Annotated in this window: 18 protein-coding genes; all 18 read right to left on the minus strand. The window is 39.5% G+C overall.

From position 1 onward, the window contains the following. Positions 1-306 precede the first annotated feature (306 nt). Entirely contained in the window at positions 307-1,734 is a 1,428-nt protein-coding gene (gene gatB / locus BN1243_RS09295) for an Asp-tRNA(Asn)/Glu-tRNA(Gln) amidotransferase subunit GatB (protein ID WP_062106186.1), read from the minus strand. Positions 1,735-1,746: 12 nt separating this feature from the next. Further along, positions 1,747-3,192 (minus strand): Asp-tRNA(Asn)/Glu-tRNA(Gln) amidotransferase subunit GatA, encoded by a 1,446-nt coding sequence (gatA, locus tag BN1243_RS09300; protein ID WP_062106189.1) that lies wholly within the window; start codon positions 3,190-3,192, stop codon positions 1,747-1,749. Between the two features lie 16 nt (positions 3,193-3,208). Further along, on the minus strand, positions 3,209-3,499 hold the full coding sequence (gatC, locus tag BN1243_RS09305; protein ID WP_062106193.1) for an Asp-tRNA(Asn)/Glu-tRNA(Gln) amidotransferase subunit GatC: 291 nt from the start codon (positions 3,497-3,499) through the stop codon (positions 3,209-3,211). Positions 3,500-3,647: 148 nt separating this feature from the next. Further along, the gene (locus tag BN1243_RS09310; RefSeq protein ID WP_062106195.1) at positions 3,648-4,805 is read right to left on the minus strand and encodes a CamS family sex pheromone protein; all 1,158 of its coding nucleotides are present in this window, start codon (positions 4,803-4,805) and stop codon (positions 3,648-3,650) included. A gap of 18 nt (positions 4,806-4,823) precedes the next feature. Continuing rightward, a complete protein-coding gene (ligA, locus tag BN1243_RS09315; RefSeq protein WP_062110534.1) occupies positions 4,824-6,830 on the minus strand; it encodes an NAD-dependent DNA ligase LigA in 2,007 nt (668 codons plus the stop codon). A 48-nt stretch (positions 6,831-6,878) separates the two neighbouring features. After that, positions 6,879-9,086 (minus strand): DNA helicase PcrA, encoded by a 2,208-nt coding sequence (gene pcrA / locus BN1243_RS09320; RefSeq protein WP_062106197.1) that lies wholly within the window; start codon positions 9,084-9,086, stop codon positions 6,879-6,881. Between the two features lie 57 nt (positions 9,087-9,143). Next, positions 9,144-9,827 carry a heptaprenylglyceryl phosphate synthase gene (gene pcrB / locus BN1243_RS09325; protein ID WP_062106198.1) on the minus strand — a complete coding sequence of 228 codons (684 nt, stop codon included), beginning with the start codon at positions 9,825-9,827 and terminating at the stop codon, positions 9,144-9,146. A gap of 309 nt (positions 9,828-10,136) precedes the next feature. After that, the gene (locus tag BN1243_RS09330; protein ID WP_062106200.1) at positions 10,137-10,433 is read right to left on the minus strand and encodes a YerC/YecD family TrpR-related protein; all 297 of its coding nucleotides are present in this window, start codon (positions 10,431-10,433) and stop codon (positions 10,137-10,139) included. Between the two features lie 32 nt (positions 10,434-10,465). Continuing rightward, on the minus strand, positions 10,466-11,503 hold the full coding sequence (locus tag BN1243_RS09335) for a DUF3048 domain-containing protein (protein ID WP_062106202.1): 1,038 nt from the start codon (positions 11,501-11,503) through the stop codon (positions 10,466-10,468). Positions 11,504-11,548: 45 nt separating this feature from the next. Next, positions 11,549-13,291: an adenine deaminase C-terminal domain-containing protein gene (locus BN1243_RS09340; RefSeq protein WP_195892154.1), complete on the minus strand. Its 1,743-nt coding sequence runs from the start codon at positions 13,289-13,291 to the stop codon at positions 11,549-11,551. 282 nt (positions 13,292-13,573) lie between these two features. Next, positions 13,574-14,854 (minus strand): phosphoribosylamine--glycine ligase, encoded by a 1,281-nt coding sequence (gene purD, locus BN1243_RS09345; protein ID WP_062106206.1) that lies wholly within the window; start codon positions 14,852-14,854, stop codon positions 13,574-13,576. Between the two features lie 18 nt (positions 14,855-14,872). Next, positions 14,873-16,405, minus strand: a complete 1,533-nt coding sequence (gene purH, locus BN1243_RS09350) for a bifunctional phosphoribosylaminoimidazolecarboxamide formyltransferase/IMP cyclohydrolase (protein ID WP_062106208.1) — start codon at positions 16,403-16,405, stop codon at positions 14,873-14,875. Next, positions 16,386-16,979 (minus strand): phosphoribosylglycinamide formyltransferase, encoded by a 594-nt coding sequence (gene purN / locus BN1243_RS09355; protein WP_062106210.1) that lies wholly within the window; start codon positions 16,977-16,979, stop codon positions 16,386-16,388. Before purN ends, purH begins: the two co-directional genes overlap by 20 nt. Then, positions 16,976-18,019: a phosphoribosylformylglycinamidine cyclo-ligase gene (purM, locus tag BN1243_RS09360; RefSeq protein WP_062106212.1), complete on the minus strand. Its 1,044-nt coding sequence runs from the start codon at positions 18,017-18,019 to the stop codon at positions 16,976-16,978. The genes purN and purM overlap by 4 nt, the downstream gene beginning before the upstream one ends. 43 nt (positions 18,020-18,062) lie before the next feature. Beyond that, complete coding sequence (gene purF / locus BN1243_RS09365; RefSeq protein ID WP_062106214.1) at positions 18,063-19,484, minus strand: amidophosphoribosyltransferase; 1,422 nt, start codon at positions 19,482-19,484, stop codon at positions 18,063-18,065. Continuing rightward, positions 19,469-21,682, minus strand: a complete 2,214-nt coding sequence (gene purL, locus BN1243_RS09370; protein WP_062106216.1) for a phosphoribosylformylglycinamidine synthase subunit PurL — start codon at positions 21,680-21,682, stop codon at positions 19,469-19,471. Before purL ends, purF begins: the two co-directional genes overlap by 16 nt. Further along, the gene (purQ, locus tag BN1243_RS09375; protein WP_062106217.1) at positions 21,675-22,352 is read right to left on the minus strand and encodes a phosphoribosylformylglycinamidine synthase subunit PurQ; all 678 of its coding nucleotides are present in this window, start codon (positions 22,350-22,352) and stop codon (positions 21,675-21,677) included. The genes purL and purQ overlap by 8 nt, the downstream gene beginning before the upstream one ends. Next, a complete protein-coding gene (purS, locus tag BN1243_RS09380; RefSeq protein WP_062106219.1) occupies positions 22,349-22,603 on the minus strand; it encodes a phosphoribosylformylglycinamidine synthase subunit PurS in 255 nt (84 codons plus the stop codon). Before purS ends, purQ begins: the two co-directional genes overlap by 4 nt.

The following is a 22,603-nucleotide window of genomic DNA, read 5'->3' on the forward strand; positions in this document are numbered from 1 at the left end:
GAGAGTATCCCTCGCTATACGAGAGTATCCCTCGCTATGCGAGAGTATTCCTCGCTATGCGAGAGTATCCCTCGCTATACGAGAGTATTTCTCGCTATGCGAGAGTATCCCTCGCTATACGAGAGTATCCCTCGCTATACGAGAGTATCCCTCGCTATACGAGAGTATCCCTCGCTATACGAGAGTATCCCTCGCCATGCGAGAGTATTTTCCGACATACGAGAGTATTTCTCGCTATACGAGAGTATTTTCCACCCTCCAAAAAAAATGCAAGCTATCCAAAGGTGGATAACTTGCACTCTATTCTTAACGTTTTTCCATTTCTTCTTTAAGCAACTTATTGACCATTGGCGGATTGGCTTGGCCTTTTGTAGCTTTCATGACTTGTCCGACTAGGAATCCAAGTGCACGGCCTTTTCCATTTTTAAAATCCTCAATAGACTGCTGATTTTCATCAAGGATTCCAGAAATAATTTGCAGAAGGGCACCTTCATCAGAAATTTGGACAAGACCCTTTTCTTTAACGATCGTTTCAGCGTCCCCGCCATTTTCAATCAGTTCACGGAAGACCTTTTTTGCGATCTTAGATGAAATTGTTCCATCTTCAATAAGTTTGATCATGCCTGCTAAACCTTCTGGAGTAAGAGCAGTGTCATGCAGTTCTTTTTGTTCCGAGTTCAAATATGCTGACACTTCGCCCATTAACCAGTTAGAGGCTTGTTTCGCATCTGCACCAGTTTTTAACGTCTCTTCAAAGAAATCGGACATTTCTTTAGTTAATGTTAAAACCATTGCATCGTAGGCTGGTAAGCCAAGTTCTTCAATATAGCGCTGTTTACGTGCATCTGGTAATTCAGGGATCTCACTACGAACTCGTTCTTTCCATTCATCATCAATATATAATTGGACAAGATCAGGTTCAGGGAAGTAACGATAATCGTCTGCGCCTTCTTTGATACGCATAAGAATTGTCTCACCTGTCGCTTCATCGTAACGACGGGTTTCTTGCAGAATTTCGCCACCCGATAACAAAACTTTTTCCTGACGTTTTTGTTCAAAAGCTAGACCTCTTCGAACGAAGTTGAAAGAGTTAAGGTTTTTCAACTCTGCTTTCGTTCCGAACTTTTCTTGCCCATATGGTCGTAAAGAAATATTCGCATCACAACGCAATGAACCTTCTTCCATACGGACATCCGAAACACCTGTAAATTGAATAATGGAGCGTAATTTTTCCAAATAGGCATAGGCTTCTTCAGGTGTACGTATATCTGGCTCGGAAACAATCTCAATTAAAGGCGTTCCCGCACGGTTTAAGTCAACTAGCGAGCCGTCTTCAGCATGCGTCAATTTACCAGCATCTTCTTCAAGATGTATCCGAGTAATCCCGATTTTCTTTTTCACTCCGTCAACTTCAATTTCTATCCAGCCATGTTCACCAAGCGGCTTGTCAAATTGTGAAATTTGGTAAGCCTTCGGATTATCTGGATAAAAATAGTTTTTACGATCAAATTTTGTTTCAGTCGCGATTTGGCAGTTCAAAGCCATCGCTGCTTTCATACCAAATTCTACTGCACGTTTATTTAGTACAGGTAGGACTCCTGGATAACCTAAATCAATAACAGATGTATTTGTATTCGGCTCAGATCCGAATTGATTCGGAGCTGGTGAAAAGATTTTCGAATCAGTTTTTAATTCTACGTGGACTTCAAGCCCAATTACTGTTTCAAAGTTCATGTTTTTCCCCCCTTACAATTGTGGTTTTTGCTTATGATAGTCGGTTGCTTGTTCAAATGCATGAGCAACACGATAAACGGTTTGTTCATCAAAATGTTTTCCAATAATTTGCAGTCCCAATGGAAGTCCTTCTGTAAATCCGCATGGAACAGAGATTCCAGGTAGTCCTGCTAGATTCACAGGTATTGTGAGCAAGTCTCGAGCATACATTGTGACTAGATCGTCAACCATTTCACCAATTTTATAAGCTGGCGTTGGAGTTGTTGGTCCAATCACTACATCGTATTTTTCAAAAATATTGTCGAAATCCTGCTTGATTAAAGTTCTAGCTTGTTGCGCTTTTTTATAATAAGCATCATAAAAACCAGAGCTAAGTGCAAAAGTTCCAAGCATGATCCGGCGCTTCACTTCATTGCCAAATCCTTCAGAACGACTCTTTTTATACAATTCCATTAAATTCTTAGGATCTGGAGTTCGGTATCCGTAGCGGACCCCATCAAAGCGCGCTAAGTTTGCTGACGCTTCAGATGATGCAAGCAAGAAGTACGAAGCAACCCCGTAACCAGAATGTGGAAGAGAAACTTCTTCCCATGTTGCTCCTAATCCTTCCAATACCTTTAATGCTGAAAGTACAGCTTCACGTGCCTCTTCACCAATTCCCTCGCCAAGATATTCTTTAGGAACGGCAATTTTCAAGCCCTTTACATCGCCAGTTAGGCTTTCAGTATAATTTGGTACTTCCTTATTGACAGTAGTAGAATCATGAGAATCTAGTCCTGAAATTACTTGTAATACATGAGCATTATCTTCTACTGTTCTCGTAATCGGTCCCGCTTGATCTAGTGATGAAGCAAACGCTACTAGTCCATAGCGTGATACACGTCCATATGTAGGTTTCATTCCTACCACTCCACAAAAAGAGGCAGGTTGACGGATGGAACCGCCTGTATCTGTTCCAAGAGCAAATGGAACTTGGCCAGAAGCTACGGCTGCTGCAGATCCACCTGAAGATCCGCCTGGAACTCGGTCTAGGCTCCATGGATTTTTTGTAATTTGGAAAGCTGAATTTTCAGTTGTCGATCCCATCGCAAATTCATCAAGATTTAGCTTTCCAACTGAAATAACATTGGCTTGATTTAGCTTTTCCATTACGGTAGCATCATAAATCGGATTAAAATTTTCTAGCATTTTACTTGCACAAGTTGTGCGAAGATCTTTTGTAATAATATTATCTTTAATACCAGCAGGAATTCCAAAGAGTAGCTGTTCATCTACACGGCCATCAAGCTCTTTTGCTTTATTCCGAGCATTTTCCTCGTCTACTGTTAAAAAAGCTTGGACCTTACCATCTACTTCTTCAATCCGTTTAAATGATTGATCGACAAGGTCAGAAACGGAAACTTCCTTTTTATGTAAAAGTTCATGTAAATCTTTAATTGAATGATCAAATAATGACATATTCCAGCCTCCCTCCTTATTCTAAAATAGATGGCACTTTAATTTGGCCATTCTCGTGATGTGGAACATTTCTCATTACATCTTCAAGCGGCAAGCCTTTTTCTGGCTTATCTTCGCGCAACACATTTTTTTGAGTAAAAACATGGGATGTTGGCTCAATATTTTCCGTATTCAATTCATTTAATTTTTCTGCCATTTCAATAATTTCGGCAAGTTGTTCAGTAAACATTTCTACTTCGTCCTCACTCATTTCGAGTCGAGCCAAATGAGCAACATGTGTCACTTGTTCTTTAGAAATCCTTGACATGTCTTACACCTCCGTATTGTTCGTACACTAGCAATAATATTGATCATATCAAAAAAGCAAGAGAGCAAGCAAGAGCAAAAGCGTGCGCAAATGCTCTCCAGGAATACGGGGAAGCTCACTTTTAACTCAACACCTGCCTCTGTCCTATTTAATATATATGAACATATGGTTCTTCGTCACCAGCTTTTTTGACAATTAATGCTTCCGCTCCATTAATCGATGTAATATTTACTTCTACAGTGAATTTAGAAAAGTGATCCATTACTAAGGAAGTGGCCAACTGTGTAAAACCGATGACTTCCGCTTCTCCATATAGCTGAATAGGGATTTCAATTTTCAAATTGACAAATTGTTCATCTTTGTAAAAAGCTCTGCCAATAACTCCGTTAAAATTAGGAAAATACTTCTCAATGTCATCTTTAAATCTCATAAAACGAGCAACGTCATCTCGCTTATCTTCCTCTGCATTAGATGATGGAAAAAGATAAAACTTCTCATCGATCGATTTCCAATCTCCGAGAGACGAACTGCCTTTATCAGCGTGGGCGTAAGCAAAAAAAGTTCCTGGGATGACTGCATTTCGGCTACTTTGCTCAAATAGTGCGATGGTAATCGGAATATCACCGACCCCTTCCATAGAACGCAGTCGCTTTAATATTTCTGCTCCCATCTTTTTCCCTTCTTCAGCTAATTTATCATGGAGAATTGGTTGTTCAAAGGTGGCTCCATATTTCTCCTTTTGATAGTAATGAACTGAGTTTAAGGCAAGTCCAATAACAATCCCACCTAGTTTTCCCTTATTATCGTTACTCACTATATAATCGTGTTCTAAAATATGAGCTAGATAAATTGGACTTTTTTGATTCTGCTCTTCTACAGACCCTTTTTCATCATTAACTGGGTTTAAGCCAACGTTTTCTTCCTCTTCTAATTTAAGTTCTTTCATCTGCGCTTTTGTATATTTCCGATTTAGCCAACTTCTTACAGTTTCTTGATCCAATATTTGTCCTTCTTGAAACAAGTATTTGTCTGTAGAGAAGTCTTCTTTAGCTACTCTCATTAGTCCCGTTTCGAATTCTCTTATATCGTAGGATGAGTATAAATTGGAAACAACCATTCCCCTTGTCTTACTAGGCTTGAATGGAATAATTGTACGGTATAGAGAGTCAGAAATTTGGTAATTTGGGATGATCGATGTTTCTTTATTTTCATCGCTTTCCTGAACAATTTGATTATCTTTTTCAAATGACGGGATACAACCGCTCAAAAGCACAACTGTTAAAACACACATAAACCATTTTTTCATTGGTTTTCCACCTAATCCTTATTTTTCAAGTTCCTCCAAAAGTTTTTCTTCGTCCCAGACTTCTATTCCCAGTTCTTCTGCCTTGGTTAATTTAGACCCAGCCTCTTCACCCGCAATTACTAAATCCGTTTTTTTACTAACACTTCCAGTCACTTTTCCACCCATTGATTCAATTTTTGCTTTCGCATCATTTCTGGACATTTTTTCTAATTTCCCCGTTAAAACAACTGTTTTCCCATTAAAAATAGAATCAATATTGACTGTTTCGCTTCGCTTAGGGCCAAGATACTCCATATTAACTCCAGCATTTTTCAGTTTTACTAGAAGTTGTTCAACTTCTTCATTTTCGAAATAAGTAGAAATTGCGTCTGCCATCTTCTCTCCTACTTCATCAATTAGAAGTAGATCCTCTGTTTTTGCAACAGCTAGCTTGTCCATCGTTTCAAAGTGTTCAGCAAGTGTAGCGGCAGCTTTTGCTCCGACATGGCGAATTCCAAGTCCAAAGAGCAGCTTTTCTAAAGAATTAGATTTAGATACTTCAATCGCCTTTAGAAGGTTAGCAGCTGATTTTTCACCCATTCTTTCCATGCTTAGTAGTTGGTCTTCCGTTAATGAATAAATATCAGCAGGATCCTTGACAAGTTCAAGTGCAAACAGCTGACTAATGACTTTTTCGCCAAGTCCTTCAATATTCATAGCATTTCGGGAGGCAAAGTGAATAAGTCCTTCTCTTCTCTGGGCAGGGCATTTAGGGTTAAGACAGCGAAGTGCAACTTCACCATCTAAGCGTACCAATTCACTGCTACATTCTGGACAATGGGTAGGCATATGAAATGGTATCTCCTCACCATTTCTTCGTTCTTCTAAAACATGAACAACTTCTGGTATGATATCCCCTGCCTTTTTAACGATAACCCAATCGCCAAGCATAATATCTTTTTCACGGATCAAATCTTCATTATGAAGCGATGCCCGCTGGACAGTTGTCCCCGCTACTCGAACAGGCTCTAAAATAGCAGTAGGTGTAATGACACCCGTTCTGCCAACACTTAATTCGATATCAGTTAGCTTCGTTACAACTTCTTCCGCAGGAAATTTATAAGCAATCGCCCAGCGAGGGGATTTTGCTGTAGTTCCTAAGTCGATTTGTTGATCTAAAGAATCCACTTTGATAACAATCCCGTCAATCTCATAATCGAGATTTGGTCGATCTTTCGTCCATCTTTCAATATATTGAAGAACTTCTTCAATGGAATTGCATCTTTTGCGTTCTTTGTTTACTTTTAGCCCAACTCTTTCTAACAAATCGAGCCCGGAGCTATGGGTTGATACCCCCATCGTTCCAAAATCCCCAATTCCGTATAGAAAAATATCGAGATTTCGTGAAGCTGCGATTTTGGGATCTAGTTGTCTGAGAGAACCTGCTGCCGCGTTCCTTGGGTTTGCGAACAGCATCTCTCCTTTTGCTTCTTTTTCTTTGTTAAGCTTTATAAACGACTTTTTAGGCATAAAAGCTTCTCCGCGAACCTCGATCGAATATGGTTCTTTCAATTTTAATGGGAGGGATCGGATCGTACGCAAATTGGACGTAATATCTTCACCAATCGTCCCATCACCTCTTGTCGAACCTTGAACAAATAGTCCTTCTTCATAACGAAGGGACACGGCCAGTCCATCTATTTTCAACTCGCATACATAGCTATATGAGTCATCGATTGCTTGGCGAACCCTTCTATCGAAATCCCGTAAATCCGATTCAGAAAATGCGTTTGCCAGACTCAACATTTGTGTTTGATGGCGTACCTTTTCAAAATCTGATAATGCTTGACCACCGACTCGTTGAGTAGGAGAAGATGGAGTAATGAGCTCAGGATATTCACTCTCTAGTTGAACTAATTCCTGCATGAGTTTGTCATATTCAGAATCCGGAACAGAGGGATTGTCTAAAACATGATACTCGTAATTATATTGGTTTAGTAGATTATGAAGTTTATTTATTTGTTTTTCAGCTGTATCACGATTCATCAATTTCAGCCCTTCCTAGGAAAAGTGAGATGTATTCAGGGAACAAAACTATACTTTTTGAATTGGAGCAAATTCAGCAAGAAGTCGTTTAATTCCAGTTGGACTAGGGAATGCAATATCAAGTTCAACATTTCCTTCATCCCCTTTAACACTTACAACTGTTCCAACTCCCCATTTTTTATGTTCTGCCTTATCGCCTACTCTCCAATCGGAACTACTAGAATTAGATACAGCTGCAGGCCTAATTGTTGGTTTTCTTCTTTCGTTTCCAAGGCTTGCTCTACTTGTAAATGACGGCTTGATCGTCTTTTCATGAGCATATTCTACTAATTCTTCCGGTATTTCAGCAATAAATCTCGATACAGGATTCATATTTGTTCGACCATACAAAGTTCTCATCTGAGCATTGGTTAAGTATAGTTCTTGTTCAGCGCGAGTTATCCCTACGTAGGCTAATCTTCGCTCTTCCTCCATTTCCTCTTCTTCCATTAAGGATCGACTATGAGGAAATACACCTTCCTCCATCCCAATTAGAAACACGACTGGAAATTCTAGACCTTTTGCAGAATGGAGAGTCATTAGTGTAACAGCTTCACCCGCTGTGTCATCTTCATCGAGGCGATCGATATCCGCAACAAGCGCTAAATCTGTAAGAAAAGCGATCAGGCTTTTATCGTCACTTCCCTCTTCAAAGCTTTTTGTTACAGATAAAAATTCATCAATATTTTCAAGCCTGCTCTCTGCTTCCAACGTTTTTTCAGCTTTAAGCATGTCTCGATAACCTGACTTTTCTAGAACTTCCTCTACCAATTCAGTTACAGATAAGTATTCTTGCATTTGCGTATAATTTCTAATGAGTTCGTAAAATTCTGCTGCTGCATTCGTAGCCTTGCCTGCTAGACCGATAAAATCAATTTCAGCTAACGCCTGGAACATTGAAAAATCTCGTTCTCTTGCATAGGCACCAATTCTATCTATTGATGTCGCACCAATTCCTCTTTTTGGTACATTGATGATCCTTTGGAGACTAATATCATCATCGGGATTGGCGATTAATCGCAAGTAGGCTAGTAGATCCTTAATTTCTTTACGGTCATAGAATTTCGTCCCGCCAACAATAGTGTACTCAATATTTGATTTTAGTAAAACCTCTTCCATTACACGAGATTGAGCATTTGTGCGATAAAGTATCGCAAAATCGGAAAGTCGCTTATTTCCAGATTTTCTTAGTTCGTTAATTTTCCCAGCTACAAATTGTGCTTCTGCTTGCTCACCGTCTGCACGATAATAAACAAGTTTTTGTCCGTCTACATTCTCTGTCCATAGATTTTTCGACTTACGATTAAAATTGTTTTTAATCACTTCGTTAGCAGCTTCTAGAATCCGCTTTGTCGAGCGATAATTCTGTTCTAGCATAATCACTTTTGCATTGGGATAATCTTTTTCGAAAGAGAGGATATTTGCAATATCAGCTCCGCGCCAGCGATAGATCGACTGATCGGAGTCTCCTACAACACAAATATTTCGAAGTCTTGCCGCAAGCATTTTAACTAACATGTATTGGGCACGATTCGTATCCTGATATTCATCCACGTGAATGTATTGAAATTTTCGTTGGTAATATTCTAGTACTTCTGGGGTGCTTTGAAAAAGTTGAATGGTTACCATAATAAGGTCATCAAAATCGAGTGCGTTATTTCGGCGAAGCCTTCGTTGATACTCTTTATACACCTTGCTAACTGTCTGTGCGTAAAAGCCCGCAGCTTGCTGATCATATTCTAAAGGTGTCACTAATTCGTTTTTCGCTCCGCTAATGGAACCTAGAAGAGCGCGCGGATCAAACTTTTTCGCATCAATGTTAAGGTCTTTTAAAATACTTTTAATAACGGATAATTGGTCAGTAGAATCTAGTATAGTAAAGTTACGGCTATACCCTAGTCGATCAATATCACGTCTTAATATACGTACACACATCGAGTGAAAGGTGGAAATCCATACATCTTCAGACGTTCCACCCATGATTTTCCCAATTCTTTCTTTCATTTCGCGTGCCGCTTTATTTGTAAAGGTAATCGCAAGAATATTATATGGATTTATACCCTTTTCAACCATTAAGTAGGCTACGCGATGCGTTAACACCCTCGTTTTACCACTTCCTGCACCGGCCATAATTAATAGAGGTCCATCTGTCGTTTGGACTGCCTTCTTTTGCTCGGGATTTAACCCCTCAAGAAGGCGATTTGTTAAAAATTGCATACCTTTCACCACCTACAAGGAACGTTTGTTCTATTATAACTTATTTTATAGTAATTGTCATTCAATAGTCTGGACTGTTTTCAATGCTTCATTTATATTTTCATAAATTATATTACCAACTATAATAACATCAGCAAACTGCGCCATTTCCTCCGCTTGTTCAGCAGTTTTTATACCTCCCCCATAAAAGAGGGTTGTCTTAGATAATTGCTCCTTAACCTTTTGCACAAGTTTAGGATCTCCATAGGCGCCACTATATTCCATATAAAAAATGGGCATATGGAACATTTTTTCTGCCATCATCGCATAGGCTACCACGCTGTCTTCATCTAAGTTTGTATTAGCATCGGTCAATTGGGCAACTTTACAATCATTATTTAAAATGCAATAGCCTTCCACAAGGAGTTCATCCCAATCGATTAGCTCACCGTATTCTCTCATTGCCTGATGGTGAAGCCCAGAAAACCAACGAATATCTTGAGTATTCAGTACGGATGGAATGAAATATAAATCGAACCCCGGTGTAATCGATTCTAGATTACTGACTTCCAGGACGCATGGTACAGTATATCTTCTTACTCTTGCAAGAAGGTGCAATACATTGTCCAACGTAACACCATCTGAACCACCTACGATGATGGCATCAGTACCAGATTCACATACCCTCTCAAGCATTTCATCCGAAATGTCTTTATTTGGATCTAACTTAAAGGCATGCCGCCATTTTTTTATATCGTACATTCTTTTAAAGTCCTCCATTCTGCTGACCAACTACCATTATAACATTTGCCTTATCTACACAGAAGATAATTAATAAGTGCTAAGCCGCAATGCTCTTCGACGTGTAAACTTCGTGCGCTTCTAGCAAAACCGTGTTTAACTTTTTGTTTAAGAAGCCTCAAAATTTGCTAAGCCGCAATGCATCATTAGCTTTATGAAAGCATTTGATTGTTCTTAACTTCTCCATCATCCAATTTTACAATTTTCTCGGCAAAGAAAAAAGAGTCTGGTTCCTAGAAAAAAGGAGTACCAGACTTCCATATACTAAGACTATTTTTCCGATTGAATCCGTTCCAACACCATTTCATACGTATCATTACCAAAGTTCAAGCAGCGTTTCACTCTCGAAATCGTTGCTGTACTGGCACCTGTCTCGGTTTCAATTTTGTGATAGGTGTTACCATCCTTTAACATTCTTGCTACTTCTAAACGCTGGGACAAAGATTGAATTTCATTAATTGTGCATAAATCATCAAAAAAACGATAACATTCTTCAAGATCTTTTAATGAAAGGATAGCTTCAAAAAGCTGGTCTAATTCTTTTCCTCTTAACTTTTCAATTTGCATGAGGCGGTTTCTCCTTTATTCATTCGTTGACACTATTCTACACTAGTAACAATATCCATATTAGGGACAACGTTTATCCACGTTTTTCCAACTGTAAGTTTAGCGGGGACTCCATCTTCAAATGGCAAAATCTGACCATCTTGACTTTTCCAATCTACTTCTCGCATAATTCCCTTTTGAAATAATAATGCTTTTCCACCAGATGTCAAATCGATGGAACGTCTCCCATTGGAGTCCAATACTTTATGGACTGTCTCAATAATTAATACATTATCCAAGAGTACCGGTTCTCCCGTATCCAAATCTGCAGTTTGCTCCCCATTAGAGTAACGCGAATATTTCTCCGTTTCTTTATCGAATTGATACTCGGCAGTAAACTCGCTGCCTTTACTATAGGCAACTTTAATTTGATTGATTTTTTCTCCTCGAAGTTCTTCGACATCGCTTTTTGTGAGAAATTCCAGTGATGCTGGAGCACCTTGCATACTGTACTGTTCCTTATTTGCTCCTTTTAAAACATTTTCATAAGAAATATATGAGTTGTGCGGCGCTTTTCGATCTGTAGAGCGATTAAATAAACTCCCATCATATTTCATACCATTTAGATTATCGATCTCACCCGAATCCAGTCTTTCCTTTGCACTCGGGCTATATCCGTGTGCAATGTACAAACCATCGTAACTTTTTGCTACGTCAATAAAATAGTCACGCGCACTTCTGACCGGGCCAAACCTGTCTGGAAACTCACTTTGATAAATCGCTAAAAATCTTGTTATAGATCCTTCTGCAAGTAGTTCGTAAACTATGTCCGCCTTAGTAAGCCCGCTTTGCGGACGTGCTAAAACGTGATTATTAATCGTAACTGCAATCGCGCGATGAGTGCGGGCCTCTTCAGATCCCTCTCCCGTTAAAGGATAAGCAAATGCAGGTTCTCTTTCTTCCTCCTTAACTTCTTTTGGTGGAGTAAGATTTTCTTGAGATTCCTTTTTTTCCTGCTCTTGGTTACTACAAGCAACTAAAACTAAAAAGCAACTGAATGTTAGTAAAATAGATAACCTTTTCCAAATCATTTCTGTTTCCAACCCCTAAGTGGATGTAGAGTGTTATTTACTATTTTAACGCATTAATGTTGGAAAGAGTACTGTTTTGTTCATAACATCATACATTCCTTTTGGCGTGATTCGAATATAAGGCAAATGTGTAGCTGAGAAAAAAAGTAAAGAATAAACAGGATCGCTAAATGGATAGCCTCTGTCGATGAGAAGTTCCTTTAGTTGTCCTTCTTCATTCATTAATACTTCGAGTTTTTGATCAGACATTAGACCAGCAAGTGGTAGCCTAATTTCATGGATGATTTTTCCGTTTTCCACAAGGACTATTCCGCCACCGATTTCTTTCATACGTTTAAAGGCAAGGATCATATCTTTTTTTACTTTCCCAATTAAAATAATATCCCCAGTACATGAGAACGATGAGGCAAATCCACTTACAGAATTAGCAAACCCTTTTAACATTGTGTTAAGCCGCCATTTTCCTTTACGATCAAGGAGCATAAAGAAGCTTTCGTTCTGGTTTTGTCGCAAATGTTCCACTGCAAGATCAATCGACACTCTATACGGCTTAGTAATGACAGCATTGACCATTTCTATTCCAAATGGCATAGAGAATTGTAAATCAGATGCTTGGATATCCCAATCTAAGTTTAATGGTCCTAGATCATAATCTTCCCATGAAAAATGAGCAGCTGTACTAACTTCCTTTCCATCCTTTTTAATCCAAACCCCTTTTGCTAAAACTGAAACAGGTGTTGGTTCATTCTCGCTTGAAAGGAAGTTTATGTTAGCTACCCTCCCCGTTGCAATCATGCCATAGTGTGGCAACATATTAAAATATCGAGCAATGTTATAAGAAGCCATATGATAAGCATCAATTGTAGGAACTCCATGTTCCATTGCAATGCGAATTAACTGATCTATAATGCCTTCCTTTAAAAAACCTGGAGTGGAGCCATCTGTTGTAAGCATCATAGAATCATATTGATGAATACCTAATCTCTGCAAATCTTTTAAGATCACTGGTAAATCAGGGCGTATCGAAGAATGGCGCAAAGAAACCATGTAACCATGCATAAGTCGTTGGTATACTTCTTCACCATTAATAGCTTCATGATCACCGTCAGCACCAAATAACTTCATTTTTGCCAAAGTTTGATCAGAAGCTCCCGGAAAGTGGCCTTCCACCTTTTTGCCGAGACGTTTTGTTTCTTGAATCCAATGAAGCATTAGATCATCCCCGGCAAGCAGCTTCGGCCATCCAGTTAACTCGCCTCCCTGAAGAACGGAATCATGCTCCAACCATGATTTAACTTCTCCATTTGTAAATACCGTTTCTTCCCCAATCATTTCCGTCTGCGAATCATATCTTCCCCACCAAAACATCGAAATAGGCAACTGATTTAATTCACTAACTAGGGAAAACGCTTTCTTTTTATCTAAATGTAAAAAGAAAAGAATGTTGTCACTAATTAGTGTCGTAGTTCCAGTTTGCCCGGCAAACCTTGATAATTCCAATGGGTTATAAAGCTGAAAAGGATGAACATGCGGTTCTATATAGCCAGGAACAAGTGTTAATCCTGTACAATCAATCACTTCACAGTTTTCTATTTTTTGTGGTAATTCTTCTCCTACATAGACAATCCTATCACGTAAAATCCATATATTAGCTACCATCCAAGTGCGGAGTACGGAATGCAAAAAGCGTGCATTCTTCAAGAGGATCGTAGGTGAATTTTGACCATTAAGAACAGATACTTGTTCACGAATCTGTTTATTTTTCCATCTGAATTTTTGATCCATTATATTTATTCCTCCTAGGAATGAACTTCCTTTATGTTACTATTCTAACATACTATTATTTCTACCGCAGTAAGGTTATGTAACTAATTTGAATAATTCATCAGATTGTAATAAAAGACATTTTCCTAGTCTCGAGTAAAGAAAAAGTTACTAACAAACAGATGTTGTGTAACAACGAAAAAGCAAGCAGAGAAAGGTAAACATTTTTCTCCACTTGCTTTTATTAAAGCTCATTATATACCCTGTGAATACACCGAAAAAGACTGTGTTTCAATCATTATTTTTCTATCTTTTGAGTGGCACTATCCCCAGTGCCTTTATTGCAATATCTCTACGATAGAAAAATTCATTTTCATCTATGATTGGCATTTCCTTGTATACTTTTTCATACGCATCTGAAATAGTTTTTGCTTTCGCCGTTGTTAAAAGCAACCTTCCTCCATTAGATAAATACGCTTCTGTTTTTTGCGTGCGTACCGTACCAGCATGAAATACGGAAACATCAGAATCATGAACTGTTAAATTTGGCAATGCGACGCCCTTTTGGTATGCGCCAGGATATCCTTTTGCCGCAAGTACGACTCCTACGACAGCATCATCTGTCCATTGAACCGCGGGTTTCTTGCCATCTAATAAATCAAGAACTAACTGAACAAGATCACTTTCAAGTCTTTCAAGAACAACTTGAGTTTCCGGATCACCAAAGCGTGCGTTAAATTCAATCACTTTTGGACCTTTTTCAGTTTGAATTAATCCTGCATATAAAATCCCTTTGAAATGACGGCCTTCTTGGATCATTGCGTTCGCTGTCGGAATTAGAATTTCTCTTACAGCCCTATCAACCTCGGAATCTGGAATTTGTGGAACAGGAGTGTAAGCACCCATTCCTCCAGTATTCGGACCTTGATCACCATCAAAGGCTCGCTTATGATCTTGGGCGATGACCATTGGATAAACATTCTCCCCGTTAACAAAAGCCATTAATGAAAATTCCTCACCAACAAGGAATTCTTCAATAACGACGCTAGCGGAGGATTCGCCAAATTTTGCGTCCAAGAGCATATCCTTTAACGCCGTATCGGCTTCTTGCATCGTCATGGCGACGACTACGCCCTTTCCTGCAGCAAGGCCATCCGCTTTAATGACAATTGGTGTGCCAGTTTTTTCTATATAAGACTTAGCCAACTCATAGGAGGTAAAAGTTTCATATTCTGCAGTTGGTATATGATATTTTTTCATTAATTCTTTAGCAAATGTCTTACTTCCTTCAATAATTGCCGCATTTTTTCGAGGCCCAAAAACTTTTAAGCCTGCCGCTTCAAACTCATCGACAATTCCAGCTACTAATGGAACTTCTGGACCCACGATTGTTAAATCAATTTCTTCCTTTTTGGCAAATTCAATTAGATCTGCAAAATCCGTTTCTTGAATAGGTACAAGAATCGCGTCTTCCCCAATGCCACCATTACCGGGGGCACAATAAACTTGCGTAACGAGGGAGCTCGCTTTTACTTTTTTACAAAGGGCATGTTCTCGCCCACCGCTACCGATAATCAAGACTTTCATATTCTCCCCGCTCCTATCCTAATGTTTAAAATGCCTCACTCCTGTAAATACCATGGCAATTCCGTATTCGTCAGCCACTTTGATTGAGTCTTCATCACGGATAGACCCTCCCGGTTGAATGATGGCAGTGATGCCAGCTTTTGCTGCTTCTTCCACCGTATCACTCATTGGGAAGAAAGCATCGGATGCCATTACCGCACCTTGAGCACGTTCTCCGGCTTGTTCTAAGGCAATTTTTGCAGCACCGACACGATTCATTTGTCCTGCTCCAATCCCAAGTGTCATATCGTTGCCGACAACAACGATCGCATTGGATTTAACATGTTTAACAACTTTCCATCCTAATTTCAGGGCAGCTAACTCTTCCTCTGTCGGCTGTCGTTTTGTTGGAACAGTGATGCTCGCCTCTTCATATGTGTACGTGTCTTGATCTTGGATAAGTAATCCACCTTCGACAGATGTTAATACCTTTTCGTTTCGATTGACGCCGGTAAATGAAGTTGTTAAAAGACGGATATTTTTCTTTGCCTTTAATATTTGTAAAGCTTCTTCAGAAAAGGATGGGGCAATTACGATTTCTAAGAAAATCTCATGCAGTTGTCGTGCTGTTTCACTATCGACTTCACGGTTTAAGGCAACAATTCCACCAAAGATGGAAGTTGAATCAGCTTCATATGCTTTACTGAAAGCCTCAGAAATAGTGAGACCAATGCCAATCCCGCACGGATTCATATGTTTAACCGCAACAGCTGCAGGCTCATTAAATTCCTTCACAATTTGTAAAGCTGCATCTGCATCACGAATGTTATTGTAGGAAAGTTCCTTACCATGAAGTTGGTTTGCATTCGCAATGGAAAATTCAGATCCTAAAGGTCGCTTGTAAAAAGCTGCTCCTTGATGAGGATTTTCCCCATAACGTAAATTTTGTTGTAATTCATATGTAAAAGTTACGCGCTCTGGTTGCTCTTCTTCCACTAATTCAGTCATATACTCTGCGATAAGGGCATCATATGCCGCAGTATGACGGAATACTTTAGCTGCTAGTTTTCGTTTCGTACTGTTTGATACATCTCCATTTTCACGCATTTCTTCTAAAACTTTTTGATAGTCATCTGCATCAACAACAACAGTTAGATCTTCATGATTTTTTGCAGCTGCTCTTAACATTGATGGTCCACCGATATCGATATTTTCAATCGCGTCTTCCGAAGTAACATCAGGCTTTTCGATCGTATTTTGAAAAGGATAGAGATTGACACAAACTAAATCAATCGGCTTGATTCCCTGCTGATCTAACTGCTTCATATGGTCTTCCATATTTCGTCTTGCCAAAAGTCCGCCATGAATAAACGGATGAAGAGTTTTCACCCTACCATCTAAAATTTCAGGAAAACCAGTTATTTCCTCCACACCAATAACGGGTACCCCATTATCCTCCAATGTTTTCTTCGTTCCTCCTGTTGACAAAAGTTCAAATCCTAAATCAACAAGACTCTTTGAAAACTCAACAACTCCAGTTTTATCAGAAACACTAATTAACGCTCGTTTCACTTTCAAACCTCCTATTCACTAACTTTCCTATTATTTCAGGATAAAAAGAATGTTCTACTTGATGTATCTTCGCCTCAACATCAGAAAGGGTATCATCTTTCTCAATCGCTATTGCCTTTTGTGCAATAATTGGACCTGTATCCATTCCCTGATCAACATAATGGATCGTAACACCAGTTATCTTTACACCCGATCTAATCGCTTGGCCAATCGCATCTTTTCCAGGAAAAGATGGTAGTAAGGATGGGTGAATATTAATGATTTTATTTGGATATGCCTCCAATAAAGTTGTTCCTACTAATCTCATATACCCTGCTAGCACGATCAAATCAATATTATAGAATTGCAGTTGTTCAAGAATCGACACTTCAAATTCAGCTTTCGAATCAAATTCCTTTGGGTTGAAGGCAAATACAGGGACGCCTACTTGCTTTGCCTTTTCAAGAACAGGTGCATTTAAATTATCACATACAAGTAAAGCAATCTCTGCTTGTAAATCGTTTGATGCAGCCGCGCCAACAAGCGCTTGAAAGTTACTACCAGTCCCTGATGCAAAAACAGCTAGCCGCTTCAATTCTCTTTCCCCTCTTGAATAAATTGAATGTCATTGCCTTTTGTTACAGTTCCGATTTTATAAGCCTTTTCTCCTTGTTCAATGAAAAACTGAATAGCTTGATCAGCATTTTTCGGATTAACTGCAACTACAAATCCGAGTCCCATATTAAAAATATTAAACATTTCTTTTCTCTCTAGTTCCCCATATTTTTCTAGCAGTTCAAAAATAGGCAATATCGGCCATGATGTCGGACTAATCACTGCACCTAACCCATCGGGCAGCATTCTTGGAATATTTTCAATAAATCCGCCACCTGTTATATGAGACATTCCTTTTATTTCAAATTCACGTAAGGCTGCCAGTATCGCTTTTACATAAATCCTCGTAGGTTTTAATAATTCCTCTCCTAACGTACCCTTTAACCCAGGAAGTTGTTCATCTAAGTTCAAATTATGACGTTCGAAGACTATTTTTCTCACTAGGGAGTAGCCATTACTATGAATGCCGTTCGAGGCAAGACCAATAAGAATATCGCCTTCCTGGATATTCTCACCAGTTATGAGTTCAGATTTTTCGCATGCACCGACGGCGAAACCAGCCAAGTCATATTCATTTTCATCATATAATCCAGGCATTTCAGCCGTTTCTCCACCGATAAGCGCACAACCAGCTTGCACACAGCCATCCGATATCCCTTGAACAATTTGTTCGATTTTTTCAGGAATCGTTTTGCCAATCCCAATATAATCGAGAAAATAAAGCGGTTCCGCTCCCTGTACAACAATATCATTGACACACATCGCTACACAATCAATACCAATGGTTTGATGTTGATCCATCATAAAAGCAAGCTTGAGCTTCGTCCCGACTCCATCTGTGCCCGAAACTAATACTGGTTCTTTTAAATGTAAGGCGGAAAGATCAAAGACACCGCCGAAACCGCCTAACTGCCCGATAGCTCCAAGACGTGCGGTTCTATTTACATGTTTTTTTATTTTCGTTACGGCTTCATATCCAGCCTCAATATTTACTCCCGCTTGTTGGTAGGCATTTGTCATTTTTGCAGCCTCCTAATCATATTCTAGGAATTTCCTGTGTTTCTTATCTACTTAACTCTTTTTGATAAGGTAAAAGAGTATCAGGATAAATTTCTGTAGGGTATTCTCCGGTAAAACACGCGAGACACTGACCACAATTTTTATCAATCCCTTTTCGCCCAATCGCTTCTAGCATCCCTTCTACACTTAAAAATGTAAGGGAATCAGCTCCAATGATCTCCCGCATTTCTTCGACACTATGGGCAGAAGCCATTAATTCCTCATGAGTAGAAACATCAATTCCGTAAAAACATGGATGTTTCATCGGCGGTGAACTAATACAGACATGTACTTCAAGCGCACCAGCTTCTTTCAGCATAGTCACGATGCGCTTACTTGTTGTTCCTCGTACGATGGAATCATCAACCATAATGACTCGCTTGCCTTCAACGACTTTTCGAACAGGTGAGAGTTTCATTTTCACACCTTGTTCCCGAAGTTCTTGGGATGGCTTAATAAACGTTCTCCCTACATAACGGTTTTTAATCAAGCCCATTTCATACGGAATTCCCGCCTTTTCTGCAAAACCAATTGCGGCGGAAATACTTGAATCAGGGACACCGGTTACAACATCTCCACTAATATTGGCTTCGCTAGCTAACACTTTCCCAAGGTTTTTCCTTGCTGTATGAATATTAATTCCTTGAATATCACTGTCAGGTCTTGAAAAATAAACATATTCCATCGTGCAAACCGCTCGTGAAGTTGAAAATGCAAACGGCTCTGCATAAAGCCCATCATCATTAATAATGATTAATTCACCAGGTTCAACATCTCGCACAAATTCTGCTCCAATTAGATCAAAAGCACAAGTCTCGGATGAAACACAGTACGTATCTCCAATGCGTCCAATTGATAATGGGCGTAACCCATTCGGATCAAGAGCAATGATTAATTCATCTTCTGTTAATAAAACTAATGCATAAGCACCTTTTACCATCGAAAGGGCATTTTTCATTTTATCTTTCAGAGCAAGATACCCACTCCGCTTAATAAGGTGAGCAAGAACCTCTGTATCAGATGTCGATTGGAATATACTCCCTTGCATTTCTAATTGATGTTTTAAATCTAACGCATTAATTAAATTGCCGTTTTGTGCAAGAGCCAAGCTTCCACTTTGGGAATGGAATAGGAGGGGCTGAACATTTTCAATCCCGCCCTTATCTGCCCCACCATATTTCACATGTCCAATGGCGCTTTTCCCAGTGAGTGTCGCCAACTTCTTCTCATCGAACACATCATTAACAAGACCTTCACCACGTATTCCTTTGAGCCTTTGACCGTCTGTGACAACAATCCCGGCTCCTTCCTGTCCCCGATGCTGTAAACTGTGTAGCCCATAGTAGGTTATTTGCGCTGCATCATGATGACCCCAAACCCCGAAAACGCCACATTCCTCGTTTAGCCCTCTCATTTCAGCAAACATGGAATGGCTCCTTTCCAAGCTGTTTCTAACTCTTGGACAGTAGTGTTAACGAGGACTTTCCCATCGTTATGAATAAAGAGTGAAGGAGCTTCGGTAACAGTCCCAATTAATCGAGCATCCTCTACTAGTTCTTCAAATGATTGTTGATGTTCTTTTTTAACTGAAAGAATAAATCGTGATTGTGTTTCGGAAAATAATGCTGATGTCGGATCACCCTCAAGCGTTACAGTTGCTCCTAAGTTAGTGCCAAATAGAGACTCAGCGATTGCAACAGCTGCCCCACCTTCAGATACATCGTGAGCAGAAGCTACGACCCCATTCCGAATAGCCTTTAATATTTGCTTTTGCCTCGTTACTTCTTTCGTCAAATCCAATTCAGGTGCCTTTCCGAAAATATCCCCTTGAATCATCTTTTGCAGTTCACTACCACCAAATTCAGGCTTCGTTTCGCCGATGATGTAAATAAGATCATCAACAGATTTAAAAGTTTGCGTTGTAATATGAGCTAAATCTTTTACGAGCCCAACCATGCCAATGATGGGTGTTGGATAAATAGCTTTGCCACCCTTTTCATTGAAAAGCGATACATTCCCACTAATGACAGGACTATTTAATGCACGACAAGCTTGACTAATGCCATCAGCAGATTTTTCTAGTTGCCAAAATATTTCTGGTTTTTCAGGGCTACCATAATTGAGACCATCAGTAATGGCAAGTGGCTCAGCTCCTGAGCAAACGACATTTCGAGCTGCTTCCGCTACGGCAATTTTCCCACCAGTTTCTGGATCAAGATAAATATATCTAGCATTACAGTCTGTCGTGATGGCGATAGCCTTTCTTGTTCCTTCAATTCGAACTACCGCTGCATCTGATCCAGGACTGACAACTGTATTGCCGCCGACATGCTGATCATATTGACTATAAATCCATTCTTTACTTGCAATTGTAGGCTGTGATAATAATTGTACTAACGTCTCTTTATAATCAGACACTTTTGGAATGTCGACAGCCATTTTTTTATATTCATGATAATAATTAGGCTCTTTTGATGGCTTATGATAAACAGGTGCATCCTCAGCTAAAGCATCTGCTGGAACCTCTGCTACTACTTTTCCTTTATGAAGCAAACGGAACATTTGATCATCTGTAACTACCCCTACTACGACAGCTTCAAGATCATATTTTTTAAAAAGATCGACAACTTCTTGTTCATGACCTTTCTCGATGACAAGGAGCATCCTCTCTTGTGACTCTGATAGCATCATTTCATATGGGGTCATATTCTCTTCACGTTGAGGAATTAAATCAAGATTCATTTCAATTCCTGATCCTGCTTTACTAGCCATTTCTGCTGCCGAACTTGTTAAACCAGCAGCTCCCATGTCTTGGATACCAATTAGTGCATCCGATTTTACAAGTTCAAGACAGGCATCCATTAGTAATTTTTCCGTAAAAGGATCACCTGCTTGAACGGCTGCTCTTTCCTGCTTTTCTTCCTCATCAGCAAGTTCGGATGAGGAGAATGTTGCTCCATGGATTCCATCACGACCTGTTTTGGAGCCGACATACATGACTGGGTTGCCGACACCTTTTGCCTGCCCTTTTTGCATATCTTCATGATTGATCAAACCAACAACCATAGCATTTACAAGTGGATTAGATTCGTAGGCTGGATCAAATTGAATTTCTCCCCCTACAGTAGGAACACCTAATTTATTTCCGTAGTCTCCAATGCCTTGAACTGCTTTTTCCAATAAATAACGTACTCGCGGTGAATCCAATTCTCCAAATCTTAAAGAATTTAAGGAAGCAATCGGTTTTGCTCCCATTGAAAAAACATCACGGATAATACCGCCGACTCCTGTTGCTGCACCTTCATACGGCTCAATCGCAGAGGGGGAATTATGACTTTCAATTTTGAAAACGACTGCTTGGTTATCACCAATATCCACGATCCCTGCACCTTCACCGGGCCCTTGCAGTACTTGTTTTCCTTCTGTTGGAAACTTTTTCAAAATCGGTTTTGAATTTTTATAACTGCAATGTTCTGACCACATGACAGAAAATAGACCTGTCTCTGTATAATTAGGCGTTCTTCCCAACATTTCCTCTGCAAGAGTAAATTCTTCATCGGTCATGCCCATTTCACGGTAAATTTGAGCTTCTTTTATTTGTGTGGGAGTTGGTTCATTAGTCATGTGACACCCTCCTATTTCGAACGATTGATTGAAAAATCCTTAAACCATCTGTGCTACCGAATAATAAATCCGTTGCACGCTCTGGGTGTGGCATCATTCCCAGTACATTTCCTGCTTGATTGATTATTCCGGCAATATTTTCAATACTTTCACCAGGATTTTCACTTACATATGTAAAAGCAATTTGATCGTTATTTTGTAACATATTTAGAGTATCTCGATCACAATAATATTGACCATATCCATGGGCAATTGGTATCGAGATAACTTCGGCTTCTTCAAAATTTGCTGTAAACATAGTATCGTTGTTGACAACCTTTAGTTTCATAGATTTACATATAAATTTGAGATTACTATTTTTCAGCAGTACCCCTGGTAAGAGACCTGATTCCAAAAGGATTTGAAAACCATTGCCTATACCTAGTACCGTTTTCCCAGCTTCTGCCGCTTCTTGAATCGCCTTCATTACTGGCTGTCTAGCCGCGATCGCCCCAGGTCGAAGTGCATCACCATAGGAAGCACCGCCTGGAAGGAGGATAACATCAAAAGAATCGAGATTATTACAATCATGGCCCACATATTCAGCTGGTATTTCCAGATTATTTTCAATTACACTACGAACATCCGCTTCACAACTGGTTCCAGGAAATACTACGATCGCTATCTTCACTTCCCTTGAACCTCCTCGACTTCAAAAGCATATTCTTCGACTTCCTCGTTTACTAGCAAACTTTTACACATTTCATGAACTGCTTCTTCGATATTTTTATCCGTTTTGTTCAGTGTTAATTCAATGAACTTGCCAACACGAACTTGTTCAACTTCAGAGAAATCTAGCTTTTGCAGTGCCGACTTTGTGGCCGTCCCTTGCGGATCGATTACACTTTCCTTTAAGCTTACGAAGACTTTCACTTTATACAT

The sequence above is a fragment of the Bacillus niameyensis genome (assembly GCF_001375535.1).
Taxonomy (GTDB): Bacteria; Bacillota; Bacilli; order Bacillales; family Bacillaceae_C; genus Lederbergia; species Lederbergia niameyensis.

Bases quoted from the DNA above. Each gene is read 5' to 3' on its own strand.
- purM (WP_062106212.1), bottom strand. From the start codon at position 18,019: ATGACAAATGCCTACCAACAAGCGGGAGTAAATATTGAGGCTGGATAT.
- ligA (WP_062110534.1), bottom strand. From the start codon at position 6,830: ATGAATCGTGATACAGCTGAAAAACAAATAAATAAACTTCATAATCTA.
- purL (WP_062106216.1), bottom strand. From the start codon at position 21,682: ATGACTAATGAACCAACTCCCACACAAATAAAAGAAGCTCAAATTTAC.
- pcrB (WP_062106198.1), bottom strand. From the start codon at position 9,827: ATGTACGATATAAAAAAATGGCGGCATGCCTTTAAGTTAGATCCAAAT.
- purF (WP_062106214.1), bottom strand. From the start codon at position 19,484: ATGTTTGCTGAAATGAGAGGGCTAAACGAGGAATGTGGCGTTTTCGGG.
- pcrA (WP_062106197.1), bottom strand. From the start codon at position 9,086: ATGCAATTTTTAACAAATCGCCTTCTTGAGGGGTTAAATCCCGAGCAA.
- purS (WP_062106219.1), bottom strand. From the start codon at position 22,603: ATGTATAAAGTGAAAGTCTTCGTAAGCTTAAAGGAAAGTGTAATCGAT.
- purD (WP_062106206.1), bottom strand. From the start codon at position 14,854: ATGAAAGTCTTGATTATCGGTAGCGGTGGGCGAGAACATGCCCTTTGT.
- BN1243_RS09310 (WP_062106195.1), bottom strand. From the start codon at position 4,805: ATGAAAAAATGGTTTATGTGTGTTTTAACAGTTGTGCTTTTGAGCGGT.
- BN1243_RS09335 (WP_062106202.1), bottom strand. From the start codon at position 11,503: ATGATTTGGAAAAGGTTATCTATTTTACTAACATTCAGTTGCTTTTTA.
- gatB (WP_062106186.1), bottom strand. From the start codon at position 1,734: ATGAACTTTGAAACAGTAATTGGGCTTGAAGTCCACGTAGAATTAAAA.
- gatA (WP_062106189.1), bottom strand. From the start codon at position 3,192: ATGTCATTATTTGATCATTCAATTAAAGATTTACATGAACTTTTACAT.
- BN1243_RS09330 (WP_062106200.1), bottom strand. From the start codon at position 10,433: ATGCAAATTGAAAAGTTAAGAGGAAAAGAATTAGACCAGCTTTTTGAA.
- gatC (WP_062106193.1), bottom strand. From the start codon at position 3,499: ATGTCAAGGATTTCTAAAGAACAAGTGACACATGTTGCTCATTTGGCT.